The organism is Desulfofarcimen acetoxidans DSM 771 (genome assembly GCF_000024205.1).
Lineage (GTDB): Bacteria > Bacillota > Desulfotomaculia > Desulfotomaculales > Desulfofarciminaceae > Desulfofarcimen > Desulfofarcimen acetoxidans.
On sequence record NC_013216.1, the window covers coordinates 4,034,311 to 4,047,448 of the forward strand.

The 13,138-nt window shown below is 39.0% G+C and carries 11 protein-coding genes and 1 pseudogene; 6 read left to right on the forward strand and 6 right to left on the reverse strand.

Annotated elements, in window-relative coordinates; translation table 11 throughout:
* Positions 1 to 63: 63 nt before the first annotated feature.
* Positions 64 to 1,209, reverse strand: coding sequence for a helix-turn-helix domain-containing protein (locus DTOX_RS18670; RefSeq protein WP_015759232.1), 1,146 nt, complete (start codon positions 1,207 to 1,209; stop codon positions 64 to 66).
* A 456-nt stretch (positions 1,210 to 1,665) separates the two neighbouring features.
* On the opposite strand from DTOX_RS18670, the gene DTOX_RS18675 reads away from it, so the two are divergent.
* Both DTOX_RS18675 and DTOX_RS25005 read left to right on the forward strand, forming a co-directional pair.
* Positions 1,666 to 2,103, forward strand: a complete 438-nt coding sequence (locus DTOX_RS18675; RefSeq protein ID WP_015759233.1) for a universal stress protein — start codon at positions 1,666 to 1,668, stop codon at positions 2,101 to 2,103.
* A gap of 483 nt (positions 2,104 to 2,586) precedes the next feature.
* Positions 2,587 to 2,715, forward strand: coding sequence for a hypothetical protein (locus DTOX_RS25005; protein WP_015759235.1), 129 nt, complete (start codon positions 2,587 to 2,589; stop codon positions 2,713 to 2,715).
* Positions 2,716 to 2,878: 163 nt separating this feature from the next.
* On the opposite strand, the gene DTOX_RS18680 is transcribed toward DTOX_RS25005, so the two are convergent.
* On the reverse strand, positions 2,879 to 3,970 hold the full coding sequence (locus tag DTOX_RS18680; RefSeq protein ID WP_015758955.1) for an RNA-guided endonuclease InsQ/TnpB family protein: 1,092 nt from the start codon (positions 3,968 to 3,970) through the stop codon (positions 2,879 to 2,881).
* Between the two features lie 5 nt (positions 3,971 to 3,975).
* Complete coding sequence (gene tnpA / locus DTOX_RS18685) at positions 3,976 to 4,380, reverse strand: IS200/IS605 family transposase (protein WP_015756076.1); 405 nt, start codon at positions 4,378 to 4,380, stop codon at positions 3,976 to 3,978.
* A 225-nt stretch (positions 4,381 to 4,605) separates the two neighbouring features.
* On the opposite strand from tnpA, the gene DTOX_RS18690 reads away from it, so the two are divergent.
* From DTOX_RS18690 to DTOX_RS18705, 4 genes are all read left to right on the forward strand, one after another.
* The gene (locus DTOX_RS18690) at positions 4,606 to 5,490 is read left to right on the forward strand and encodes a VOC family protein (protein WP_015759236.1); all 885 of its coding nucleotides are present in this window, start codon (positions 4,606 to 4,608) and stop codon (positions 5,488 to 5,490) included.
* A 618-nt stretch (positions 5,491 to 6,108) separates the two neighbouring features.
* Entirely contained in the window at positions 6,109 to 6,627 is a 519-nt protein-coding gene (locus DTOX_RS18695; protein WP_015759237.1) for a sigma-70 family RNA polymerase sigma factor, read from the forward strand.
* Positions 6,620 to 7,948, forward strand: coding sequence for a DUF4179 domain-containing protein (locus tag DTOX_RS18700; protein WP_015759238.1), 1,329 nt, complete (start codon positions 6,620 to 6,622; stop codon positions 7,946 to 7,948). The genes DTOX_RS18695 and DTOX_RS18700 overlap by 8 nt, the downstream gene beginning before the upstream one ends.
* 451 nt (positions 7,949 to 8,399) lie before the next feature.
* Complete coding sequence (locus DTOX_RS18705) at positions 8,400 to 10,112, forward strand: IS1634 family transposase (RefSeq protein ID WP_015756032.1); 1,713 nt, start codon at positions 8,400 to 8,402, stop codon at positions 10,110 to 10,112.
* A gap of 105 nt (positions 10,113 to 10,217) precedes the next feature.
* Here DTOX_RS18705 and DTOX_RS23785 read toward each other — a convergent pair whose 3' ends face one another.
* The 3 genes and pseudogenes from DTOX_RS23785 to DTOX_RS18720 form a co-directional block, all read right to left on the reverse strand.
* Positions 10,218 to 10,409: a hypothetical protein gene (locus DTOX_RS23785; RefSeq protein ID WP_042316228.1), complete on the reverse strand. Its 192-nt coding sequence runs from the start codon at positions 10,407 to 10,409 to the stop codon at positions 10,218 to 10,220.
* 190 nt (positions 10,410 to 10,599) lie between these two features.
* Entirely contained in the window at positions 10,600 to 11,982 is a 1,383-nt protein-coding gene (gene purB / locus DTOX_RS18715; RefSeq protein WP_015759239.1) for an adenylosuccinate lyase, read from the reverse strand.
* Positions 11,983 to 12,249: 267 nt separating this feature from the next.
* Positions 12,250 to 13,089: pseudogene (locus tag DTOX_RS18720) on the reverse strand (nuclease/transposase family protein); the annotation flags it as partial.
* Positions 13,090 to 13,138: the final 49 nt, after the last annotated feature.

A 13,138-nucleotide genomic window follows, 5' to 3' on the forward strand; every position in this document is an offset into this window, starting at 1 on the left:
TTTCCCAGACTACAAATAAAACCCGCTTTTGAGCGGGTTGATGTGTTCATCATGTTCTTTTAGTTATTCACGGGAATCTCTCGCTCCTACTAACGGCAGGCGACGAAGGGCATAGTCGAAAGACATGACCCGGTATTGCGTTTGGAGAGCGAGAGTCGTGCCGTCCAATTGGTAAGCCTTGCGGAAATCAGAAGGAGTGGAGCGGAAGAAGCGTTTAAAATACTTGATTAGGTATTTGTTATCGGAAAAGCCACAGTCCGCCGCGATCTCAACGATGCGCCTGTCGGTACCCAACAATAGTCTCGCCGCGTGTTCGCACCGGCTGTAACACAACAGTTCCTGAAAGGTCATTCCGAATTTTTTCCTGATGTCGCCGCTTAAATGCTGGGCACTGATGCCAAGCTCGGCAGCAAGAGCCGTCAGACCCATCTGTACCTCCGCGTCACTGGTTGTATGCTTTGCCATCTGACGCAGCCTTGATACGCGCTTTTCGTCAAAGGGTTCCGTTCCATAGCCCCAGCGTATAAAGTCAAAGTTGTATGTGGTATAGATCAGCATTTCTTTCAGCAGCTTCTCAACGGTATTCTGATCGGTAATGCGCGGGCCTGCGCCGAGCATCACGGCCAGCCGTGCAATATATTCCTTCAAGACGTTATACTTCTCCGGTGCCTGGGCCTCGTGGTAAGGGGAGCAGCAGTATATAAACAGGTAATGGTCCGGCAGGACGCGGCGGCAGAAGTCGTTGTCGATGTGGATAAACAGGATTTCCTCTTCTCCATCACCCGCCATGCGGTGAATTTCGCCCATGTTCGTAACGGCAATGTCACCTTCCTGCAACAGCAGGTCATCGTCGCCCATGCCGATGTTGACCGAGCCTTTGAGAACCTGAATGATTTCCAGTGCGTCGTGCCAGTGGTAAGGGTATTGGTTGCCGCTCCGGGCAAACGCCCTGACCGGCATTCCGTTATTAAATTCTATCAGTTCAGGACGCATCTTTACCACCTGCCTTTTTAAGATTTCAGCAGAGCTTATCCGATTCTTTCTGTGTAATCTTGGATCGGAAGGTTTTTGCGCGCTTTGGGGTATAAACCATGCGCCGGATTTTTTTATAGATCCTGGAATTTTGTCCTGTCTGCATAATATCTGTACACGCCTTCCTGTTATACCCCATTTTTCCGCAGCTTCCTCAACAGTCATATAATCAAACATAGCAAACCTCACAAAAATATATATTCACACAAGTTCATACCTGCATTCTATTCGATTTTTCGAATAAAAACAACAGTTTTGAGTGGAAAAAGCGGGCCGGTTGAGCCGGACTCCCTGCTCTTGGTTAGGCATTTAAGTATATTATTAACATGTTGGTTCATCCAATCATTTTTCTTGAGTCCTTAAAGAATGGCATAAAAAACAGGCACATAATCGATATGCTCTACCCGTGAGAAAATCAAGTTATGGGTGGAAAAATACAGACGGAGGTTCACTCAGGAGATTATGGAAATATATTAAATTCCGCAATTATCCAAAGAAAAAAAGGATTTTCATCCTCCAGAGAGAATAAATTCTGTAGAGTACCTATAGTAGCGCAGGAAATGCAATACTCTAAACTGGTTCTATCTCAAATAACGTAATCTGTCGGTAAAATTATTTAGAAGGAGGAAGCATATGAAAAACATACTTTTAGCAGTTGACGGATCCGAAAACTCACTGCGTGCGGCAGAAAAAACCTTGAGTCTGACTAAATTGCATAGCGATTTGAAGTTCACCGTTATTTTCGTGGCTCCTACCTGTTTTGATCTTTTTCCTGAGCCGGGTATATGTGCTTGGATAAATCGCAATGAGCTGGAAAAAGATATTCAATCCCGTGCGGCAATAGTTTCAGAAAAGGTTTCTGAAATATTTAAAGCTGAAGGGCTATCTCCACAATTTATACTGGGTAGAGGAAATACAGCCGAAACTATATGCAAAACCGCTGAAGAAGGGAATTTCGATATGATTGTTATCGGCAGCCGAGGATTTGGTGACATAAAAAGCGCATTGCTGGGAAGTGTAAGCCACAAGGTACTACACTGCAGTCACTGCCCGGTACTGGTAGTAAAGTAAACCTCCTCCGGGACGAGTCCATGGGTTTTCAGGAGCGATTTTCTATAAAACTTTATACTATTATAAATGAACAAAATTTGAGTGATTATTTACCATGCAAAAAAAGAGACGAGTTTGTTATTATAGCTGATAGTTCTTCTTAATTTATTAATCCTCACAAAATATAAATAATATCAATTTACAATAATAAATTACCACAAAAATCAAAGAAAATCGATTACTAACAATCCGGAGTTAAGGAAAATAAAAAGGGGGCAGTTATAGGCTGCTCCTTTTCTTTTGCACCAGACAGCTTCATTTCCTTTTCTTCATAATCCACAATTAACTTATACCAAAACTCAACAATTACAGTTTATGGTTCCTCAGATCTATACAAACATCTATAAGTGTAAATAAACAACATTGTATTTAAATGTAACAAATAATACCAAGAGCAATAATATAGTAATAAACTAAGGATACGGGAAAAGGAGGATAAATATAATGGCTTATGGTACAGATACATGTACAGATACAACCCCTGCTGGAGCAGCGGTTTTCGGAAGTTGGCCCTTTGTTCTCTTCTTAATTTTAATTCTATTAATTTTTGCAATACCTGCTGCTTGTGTGTGAACTACCCCCGCTTACGTTCCACTAAGAAGCGGGGGCTTCCAAAGGAACATCAACGAGCGTTTCCTGATTCATCAGCCACGGCCTACCGTTACAAAGAGCAATAGGTCTTACACGGCCTCCAGCAGGCATGACTTCGGGCGGTCCCCGCCCTACAACTATATATCTAAGCCGCTAGCATTTCTAAGCCACGACGTTCTATCAATATGGCTGACACCAAATCCCTGGGCATAACCATTCCACAAGCAGGACACCGGTGCACTCTGACACTCAAATCCTTTGGCACATTGGCACCACAAAGACATGTCTGGGAAGTGCCATGAGGAGGGACAGGAAGAAATATTTTACCATATCTGTGACATTTATACTCAACAAAGTTTCTGAATGTACCCCATGAAGCATCATGTATGCTTTTAGCTAGGTAGTGGTTTTTGACCATGTTCTTGATCTTTAGATCTTCCATGAAGACAATATCATGGCTCTGAACCACGTCTAGACTGGCCTTGTGTAGAAAGTCTTTTCGTTGATTAGTTATCTTAGCATGAAGTTTAGCCACTTTAGTTTTGGCTTTCCCTCGGTTGTTAGAACCTTTCTTTTTGCGAGAAAGTCTTCGCTGTTGTTTGGCTAACTTCCTTTCTGATTTACGATAGTATTTTGGGGTTCCTATTTCTGTACTATCAGACAATACAGCAAAATGTTCAAGGCCCACGTCTATTCCAATGGATTTGGTACTGTCGATAAGATTTTCGAGTACTTCCACTTCGGCAGTCAAATTAGCGTACCACTTACCACCGTGATACTTTATGTTAACCCTGGATATTTGACTGGCATCAAATTCCCGGTGAGTTGTCATTTTTACGAAACCTATTTTAGAAAGATAGATTTTACCCGGCTTAGAGAAAGTTTTCTTTACAGCATCCACCTGGGGATAGGTAAACGATGTGTAATGGTCACGGTTTTTGAACCGGGGGTATCCGGCTTCTTTGGCAAAAAACCGCTGATAGGCAAAGTCTACCCGGCGCAAAGTATCCTGCATTACCTGACTGTGAACTTGCTTGTATTCCAGATGTTCTTTTGTATAGCCCGGCAGCATATTCTGCTGTTTATTATATGTCAACCCTTGGCCGGTTTCTTTATACACACGCTGACGCTCAGATAAAGACCAGTTATAGAGTTTCCGGCAAAGTTTTAGTGTGTGAAACATTTTTTTCTGTTGCTCTTTGGTCGGACGCATTTCAAACCGGTAGACAATTTGCAAATGATTCACCTCTTTTCACCCTGGGTTTCAATGTACTTCTTAATTACTTCAATGGGTGCACCACCTGTAGTTAGAAGACAAAAACTTTGCGACCAAAAATATTCTTTCCACAGCTGCTTTCTAACTTCCGGAAACTCCTTTTTAATAAGTCTGGATGATGCACTTTTGAATGCATTGATGTACTTAGAAATTTCCGTATTAGGGTGAGCCTTGAACAATATGCGTGTGTGATCTTTGTCATGGTTGTATTCAAGAAAACTAATATTATATTTTGGTGCAATATACTCACCAATTTCTTTGATACGGTTTGCTATTGTGTCGTTTATAACTTTTCTGCGATATTTTACTACCAAAATCAGATGATATGTGAGTAAGAAGACCGAGTGGCTATTTGTATCAAGTTTGCTCAATAATAATCAGCCTTTCGTTATTGCGTCTGATTATATTTTGCCACATCATAGAGGCTTTGGCAAACATTTTATTAGTACACAAAACAAGGCCGCCATTCATCCCACCACCTTAGAGGTGGGGGAATTCTGGCGGGGTTTGGTTAAAAAAACATTAAATAATATAAGTCACGGTGGTATAGATTATAATAACAGCCATAGATGTTGATGAAATAGGAGGATATAATTATGCAAAGAATAGTTCCACACTTATGGTACAACAAGGAAGCTAAAGAGGCAGCTTTGTTTTATATTAGTCTATTTGACCAATCAAAATTATTAAATATAACAATTATAGAAAATACCCCCTCAGGGAAAGCAGAAATTGTTAGTTTTGAACTGGCTGGACAACAATTCGAGGCGATTAGTGCCGGCCCTTTCTTCAAATTCAACCCCTCCATTTCCTTGATGGTAGCCTGTTTCTCTGTAGAAGAAGTAAATACCAAATGGAAAGCTTTATCTGAAGGTGGAACGGAATTAATGCCTTTGGGTGAATACCCCTTTAGTAAGTGGTACTGTTGGGTCCAGGACCGGTATGGATTGTCCTGGCAGCTAATGCTTACCGATAATGCACAAACTGTTCAAAAGATTACACCCAACTTACTTTTTTCAAAAGAATCATGTGGTAAAGCTGAAGAAGCAGTAAAGTACTACACCGAAGTATTTGAAAACTCAGAATTAGGAGCAATCAGCAGGTATGGAGAAGGAGAAGCAGTGTCACCAAAGGCAAAGATAAATTATGCTGCTTTCAAACTAGCCGGTATTGCTTTTTCTGCAATGGATAATGGCTTTGAGGCGGATTTCAACTTTAATGAAGCAATTTCTTTTAAAGTAAACTGTAACGACCAGCAAGAGATTGATTACTTCTGGCAAAAGCTTTCTGCCGTACCTGAGGCAGAACAATGCGGGTGGATAAAGGATAAGTTTGGAGTGTCGTGGCAGATCGTACCTACAGTTATGAATGAGATGATAAAGTCCGGTGACAGAGAAAAGATACGGCGTGTGACCGAGGCGCTCCTGAAAATGAAAAAATTTGATTTGGGAGCTTTGCAAAAAGCTTATGCTGGAATTTAAGGTGTGTCTCTGGAAAAGCAAAAACCAGAGACAGCGATGTATATTTAAATGAACGAAGTAGACGCATATATAAAAGGCTTGGGGATGTACCCCTCCCGGGGACTGGCTTTTTTATATTCGGGACGGACTGACGGATTGATTTAGTCTATTTTAATTTAATTATTCTAGTCTAATTTAAAGTGAACGGTGACAATTAAGCATAAAGAATTAAAGGATTACAGCGTTTATAGAAAATTGTTATGAGTTAAGGCATCTTTTTTAACCAAACTTTTCAGAAAAGACATATCTTCCTCCAAGAGGAAGGTATGTCTTTGTTTATGAAATGCGGCATGATAAAAAAGACAACTTACTGATTTATAGATTTTTCGTTGGAAGGAGATGGTTTGCATGGAATTCAGATATATCCATGTAGCAGTGCTTAAAATTTTGAGGAGGATGACCATATTTTAAGCTGATGTTCAACCTTATTTAAGATAGAAGTCCCTTAATTACAGGGTCTTCGATAAAAAGTTCTATACTACATCATGAATCACCGCTTTTTAAATTATGAAAATATTTTTTAGTTTTGAAAGAATTCTTTGCTTTAAGGTGTCTAATAGCTAAAAGGAGGCTGAAGTAATGGGTTATATCTCGGTACCAAATAGAAAACCTATACCTGATATAAATAATCTCATAGAAAAATATGGCAACTCACTGCTTAGAATGTGCCTTATTTACCTTAAAGATTCACATTTAGCAGAAGATGCTGTACAAGATACTTTCATTAAGATACATAAAAGCTATCCAAAGTTTAGAGGTGACAGTAAGGAAAGAACATGGATAATGAGAATAGCAATCAATGTTTGCAAAAATTACTTGCGCTCTTCCTGGTGGAAACGCATTGATGAAACAATGGTTTTAGAAAATATGCCTTCAAATAACAGCAATGATGCTTTGCAAGATGAGGCGCTCCTTTTAGAAATAATGAAGTTATCTTCTAAATACAAGGAAGTGATACTTCTGTTCTACTATCAAGATATGAAAATCCGCGAAATTGCAGAGGTGTTGAAAACACCGGAGGCAACTATATCTATTAGGTTGAAGAGAGCAAGAGAAATATTAAAAATAAATTTGAAAGGATGGTATTATGATGAATAGAACAATTAAGAATGTTATTGATACAAGGCTTGCTAACATTAAAATTAGTGATGAGCTTAAAGGTAAAATTTTAAGTAATTCCTATAAAAAAAGAAAAACAGTAAAAAGAGTATTTGCCATAGCTGCAGCGATTTTATGTGTTATGCTGTCCGTTTCTGTTATGGCAGCAACTATTCCAAACTTTAATAAACTTTTATATACTGTAAGTCCGCAAATAGCACAATTCCTTCAGCCAATAGGAGTTACTTCTGAAGATAACGGAATTAAAATGGAAGTGGTTGCAGCAATGAGTGATGATGATACTGCTGTTGTGTACATCTCAATGCAAGACCTGACTGCTGATAGAGTTGATGAGGATATCGACTTTTATAATTACAGTATTACAGGATTGCATAGTTTTACAAGTCAAGTAATATCATATGATAAAGCTTCAAGGACTGCAATTGTAAGATTACTTGCGAATGGAGGCAGCAGACTGAATGGTAAAAAAGTAACAGTTAATGTAAATTCATTTTTAAGTGATAAACAAAGTTATAACTTATTTGATACCGGCATTGACTTGGTAAAGGCTGTAAACGACTCTAATACAAGCACAATTCCCCTTGACATGCATAATATTCCCGGTGGCAGCGGTGATTTATTTAATAAATTAATTGAAAAAGGAACTATAAATATATTAAAAACCGATGAAATGAATATTGCACTACCAAATATAAATTTTGCACATATATCAAATATTGGAATTATTGATGGGCAGCTTCATGTTCAAACTAAATGGAACGGTAATGGAATTGATGATCATGGTACCTTTGCGTTAATTGACAGTTCGGGTAATAGAATAAACCCAAGTAACATTTATTTTGGTACTGATGAAAAAGGAAATACCAAATATGGCAGTGAATATGTTGAGTATATTTTCCAAGTAAAGAAAACCGAGCTTAATAACTATAGGCTCAATGCAGATCATTTTACGACATCCGGACAGTATACTGAAGGCAAATGGCAGACTACATTTAAAATTGAAGCAGTGGAAAAAAGCACAGTAGTTGACTGTGATATGAATTCGGGCGGAATAAAAATAAATAAGGTTTCTGTTTCCCCCATTGGTGTTTCAATAATTGGTAATGGAAACATAAAGGACAATACTAACGATATTAGCGTATCGGTAAAAATGAATGATGGTAGTATTCTAGCCCTGAAATCCGTAATCTCACAAAGAGAAGATGACATGATTATCTGCAAATATATGCCTACAGAGCCTATTAAGGTTGCAAATGTTAAAGAAATTAACATTAATGGAAAGGTTGTGAGACTAAAATAAGTATCAATATTATGAACCTAATAATCCATGGGAGATTTACTTCGTTTTTCAACATATGACAGTAATGAGGAAATTGTACCATGTCAAAGGGGACGGGTACATTGACACGCTTCTGACCAAATTATAAAATATGCATATGGAGGCTGAAACATGCCAAGAAAGGATAGCTAGCGGGAGTTTACGAATTAGCATGTCGTTATGAACAAATGAACAGAAATTATCATCTAAAAAACTAGTGGAGGCCTTGATTTTAAAGGACTTTTTTGCAATTAAAAAGTGGTATTGATGAAGAAAAAGTGTATTACCCTACCGCATAACTCATATTTAACATTTTAGACATGTTTTTTGGTTATGAAATGCTTAATTTCAAAGACTTTATTGATGTATGCAGGAATTTTATGCATAAGTGTCGAAGTTATGTATTACCCTACCATAATAAAGGGAGGTTTCCATGGCTTCGATCATTAAAAAGAAGAAAAAAAATCAATTTTATTACTATCTGGTAGAGTCTGCCCGAGTTAACGGTAAGCCAAGAATTGTCCGGCAAAAATATCTTGGACGTGCCGAGGATATTGCCAAGGCTGTTGAAGGCAAATCTGATTTGGAAAATCCCAAGTACAGTATTGTTTTAGAGTTTGGCACCGTGTGTGCTTTGTATGATATTGCCAAGCAGCTCGGTGTTATTGAAATAATTGATAAGTATGCTCCCAAACGCGAACAAGGGTTAAGTGTCGGAGAATATATGCTGCTGGCTGCTATAAACAGGGTCGTTAAACCTGTTAGCAAGTTCCAAATTGGTGAATGGTATGATAAAACAATGCTTTATAGAATGCTGCCTGCTCCAAAACAATCATTAACAAGTCAAAGATTCTGGGATAATATGAGTTTATTATCTGACTCAGCTATTGAGAGTTTTGAAAATGAATTTACGCAACTTATCGTTGATAAATATAATCTTTCTACCGATTTGCTTATTTACGATGCAACCAACTTTTTTACATATATTGATACGTTATCAGCCGATAAGTTACCACAACGGGGCCACAGCAAGGAAAAGAGGTCTGATTTGAAGATTGTCGGTTTAGCAATGATGGTTACTCCCGATTTCAATGTCCCTCTTTTTTATGATGTTTATCCGGGCAATGACAACGACTCTGTTGAGTTTAAGGCAGTTATTGAGAAACTTAAGAACCGCTATATTAATATTTGCGGTAAACCGGGAAATGCAACCCTTGTTTTTGATAAGGGAAACAATTCTCTAAATAATATGGATCTTGTTATGAGCGGTGAATTTGCTTTTAATGTTGTAGGTTCTCTTAGGCTTTCTCAAAATAAATCCTTGCTTGATATTCCAATTCAAGAATACGAGTCGGTTAACAGTGATAATTTTAGAAATGTTAAGGCATACCGGACTACGCTTTCCGTTTATAACCGGGAAATGACAGTTTTAGTGGTTTGCAATCCTGAGTTATTTGCCGGACAGATGCAGAGCATTGCAATTAATATTGAAAAATGTACTCTTAAGTTACGAGTACTGCAGAAATCATTACTTGATCGTGTTGCCGGTGTAACTACAAAAGGGCGTAAGCCCACGGTTACATCTGTACAAAAAAATGTTGCCACTATTCTTCACGGCGAGTTTATGAGTGATATTTTCGATGTTCAGATATATGAACAAGATGGTCTTGCTCATCTTGATTTTTCTATTAATATCAAACAATTTAACTATGTTAAAGAACATTTTCTTGGCAAGACAGTCTTATTTACGGATAATCATGATTGGCCAAATGATAAGATAATCTCCACATACAGATCACAATATCATATAGAAGACGATTTTAGGCAAATGAAAGACACTACATTTTTAGGTTTTCGTCCAATACATCATTGGACTGATCAAAAAATTAAAGTTCATGCTTTCTATTGCGTGCTGGCCTTAAGACTTTGTTGTTTGTTAAACCGCGTTCTGCATGAAAATGGCCTTAAAATGAGTATAAACAAAATGCTGTCAAGATTATCTGATATTAAACAGGTTATTACCGTTTATCCAAAGAAGGGTAATTCAAAAAAGGACAGGGAGTGTTTTTCATTAACGAAAATATCTGCTGAAGAAAAGAGATTATTAGAGGTTTTAGATATAGGGAAGTATGCACTTGGTGGGTAATACACTTTTATCCCTCCGATGCCTTGTGATTGCTGGCATAGAAGGGATCTGTTTCTAATAATTCGTAAACTCCCGCTAGGTTAAATTAATGGCATCTTTTTTTACCTAACTTCTCAATTTTACTTTGGCCACCTTTCTCATAGCGGTCAGCGCGTTAAGGTAAGAGCATGTCCTCATAGGAAAGCATGGCAGAAAGGCACCCGACTGCATGGACTGGCTCCATCCGTTGACACGCACCAATTCCTGCTGCGGCACCAGCATGGGTACCGCGGCTTGAATGGCCGGGCTGTGAAACACATTACCCACCGCCCTGACGCCCAGCGCCACGCAAACCGACCAATACCAAGCAGAAAGAAGAAGAAAACAGGGGCCACCAGTCCTCGGGATTAATGAAGTTGTTCAAAAATTCGATCATTACAATATTTCAAGAAGCACACAAGCCATTTCTTGAAAACTACTGGAACAATTCACTATGTGCTACAACACCTTATTTGTCAAGTTCTCCCGTCAGGCTAATATGTTTCACTAGTTCATCTGCCAACCCAATATACTTCTGAGGACTCAATTCCATTAGTCGCATTTTATCTTCTTCAGGTAGTTCAACGCTTGAAATAAATGCTCTTATTTCTTCTTTTCCAATCATCTTTCCACGAGTAATTTCCTTGAGCCTTTCATATGGGTTGCAATAGCCATGCTTTCTCATAACTGTTTGTACAGCTTCAGCAATAACTTCCCAGGCTTCCTCAAAATCATCTTCAATAGTCTTGGGATTTATAGATATTTTTCTGAACCCTCTCAAAGTAGAATTAATCGCTATGTATGAATACGCAATTGCCGCCCCTATATTCCTCTGAGCAGATGAATCGCTAAGATCTCTTTGCATACGTGATATTGGAAGCTTATTCGCGAGAAATCGCAGTATAGAATTGCTTATCCCAAGGTTCGCTTCAGCATTCTCAAAATCAATCGGATTGACTTTATGCGGCATTGTTGAAGATCCAACCTCTCCTTTTGCCATTTTCTGTTTAAAATATCCAAGTGAAATATATAACCATACATCCCTGTCAAAATCTAAAACAATATTGTTAAAACGACTGATTGCATGGAAACATTCAGCCATATAATCATGAGACTCGATCTGCGTGGTCATGGGATTATACTCTAGGCCCAAGCCGCATACAAACTCCTTGGATACTTTCTCCCATTCAACATCAGGATACGCGATTTTATGAGCATTGAAATTACCTACAGCTCCATTAAATTTACCAAGATATTCAAGTGAACAAACTAACTTTAGCTGTCGGTTCCACCTATAAACAAATATTGCCAGTTCCTTCCCGACAGTAGTTGGCGAGGCTGGCTGCCCATGAGTATGGGATAACATTGGAACATCTTTTAATTCTTCTGCCATATTAGCAACTTCATCCACAAGTTTTTTCGCCATCGGTAACCAAGCTTCATTCATTCCCTGTTTTAACATTAAAGCATAGGACAAATTATTTATGTCTTCTGATGTACAAGCAAAATGAATAAATTCAATTACATCCGAAAGTGATGTATCTTTTAGCATTTCCCTCAAGAAATATTCCACCGCTTTCACATCATGGTTAGTAACCTTTTCAATCTCTTTTATTTTTAAAGCGAGTTCTTCATTAAAATTAGCTGCTATATTTCTGAGAAACTGTGTTTCTTCAATAGTCAAGCCTCTTATGTCGTGAAATTCCGGATTAGAAGCCATTGTAATCAGCCATTCAACCTCAATATGCACGCGGAATTTCATTAATGCCCACTCAGAAAAATAGTTTTCTAAGTTTGTTGTTACACTGCCATAGCGACCTTCAATCGAAGTCAAAGCTTTAATTCTATTCATACACATTCCCTGGTTTCTAAAACCCACTAAAAACTACAAGTAGTTTTTTCACCCGTCCGACAAACGGGTGGCAGTGTCACAGGATTCAACTGCTAGGCCATAGGCTCTCGCCTATGTTCCGGGTGGTCTCCTCTAAAAGAGTTCCCCGCCACTGCTTAAAGCAAGCGTACTACCCGGAGAAGGTGTTACCTCCGCCTGGGTTCTGACTTGCGGCAACAGCCTTTCGCTGCGTGTACTGTGCCGCCCGCAAAATTTATAGCAAAGGGATTAACCTATACCTAACACATTTTTCCGGTGAATCTGCCATGAAACCAGGCTATTCACCTTCTTCCTTTTCGTGATTTTTTTAATCTTGGCCAGCACAGACTTTTTAACTGCTGACCATTGTTTCCAATTTGCCATTTGTTTAAATTCAGGTTTCTTTTTAACCAGTTTATCAAGCAATATCTTGGGTATCTTCTCATGATCAAAGCCCAAGCCACGCTGGGCTTTGACATAGCCTGCCGCTTCGTGAACAGCTATGCCGTACATGTGCTGGTATTTTAGGATGCCTATGACTGAAGTAAAAGCCGGTTTTACCTTTAATATCGGCACTTCCTCACGGGCAGCACTCCGGTCAACTGCTTTTAGAAACTTTGACCAGACAAAACTGTGATTCATTCGGTTAAACTTGGCAGTTACGGACTTGTCATTTTTAAACTTCAAGTCCTCTACCGCCAGGGCGTAACCTTTTTCTTTAGCCCGGAGGATCACTTTCTTAGCCATTTCGCAGGTCTGGTTATCTCTCCGGTTTGTTCTGGCATAAGTCCATTCGCCTTGACCCAGCCATTCACTGCCCCGGTATTGCCCCAGACATTCTACCTGGGTTACACCTAATCCGTCCGGGTTGGTGTCTACACCAAACGCACCCTTATGGTTATATGGCATCGGAGCTTCTTCTTCAATACTCACATGGACGTAATATTTCCCGTCTCTGCGGAGGATTTCTACCTGATAGGCACTGCCTGTTTTAAGATAATCCAAAACCATTTGCCGGTAGTTGATACCGTTAATCTTGCCGGTCTTTTTCGATGGCTTTTGAGCTAAATAGATCGGCACCGTTATACTATGATGTGTTATTTACGCATTTACTACATTATGATGTGTCGGTAGATTC